The sequence below is a fragment of the Pseudomonas sp. DrBHI1 genome (genome assembly GCF_002205115.1).
Classification (GTDB): Bacteria; Pseudomonadota; Gammaproteobacteria; order Pseudomonadales; family Pseudomonadaceae; genus Aquipseudomonas; species Aquipseudomonas mosselii.
Map to the genome: position 1 here is coordinate 120,631 of NZ_NIBE01000127.1, position 374 is coordinate 121,004.

Here is a 374-nt window from a genome sequence, read left to right on the forward strand (position 1 = left end):
GCTGGCTCAGTGTCGCGCTCGGGGTGGCGGGGATCTTCCTGCCGGTACTGCCCACCACCCCGTTCCTGCTGCTGGCGGCGGCCTGTTTCGCCCGCAGCTCGCCGCGCTTTCACCACTGGCTGGTGAATCATCCGAAACTCGGGCCATGGATCCGCGACTACCTCAGCGGCGAGGGAATTCCGCTGCGGGGCAAGGTTTATGCGATCGGCCTGATGTGGGCCAGCATCGGACTGTCCTGCTACCTGGTGCCGTTGTTCTGGGCACGGGTGTTCATGCTGACCAGCGCGGTGCTGGTCAGTACCTGGATCCTCAGGCAGAAGACCCTGCAGCGACCGTAGTGACGCCATCGCGGGGCAAGCCCGCTCCCACAAGGC

The 374-nt window shown here is 65.8% G+C and carries 1 protein-coding gene; it reads left to right on the forward strand.

The window, feature by feature from the left end:
• On the forward strand, nt 1-338 hold a 338-nt coding region (locus tag CC207_RS23950; protein ID WP_088852887.1), incomplete at its 5' end, for a YbaN family protein.
• Between the last annotated feature and the right edge of the window lie 36 nt (nt 339-374).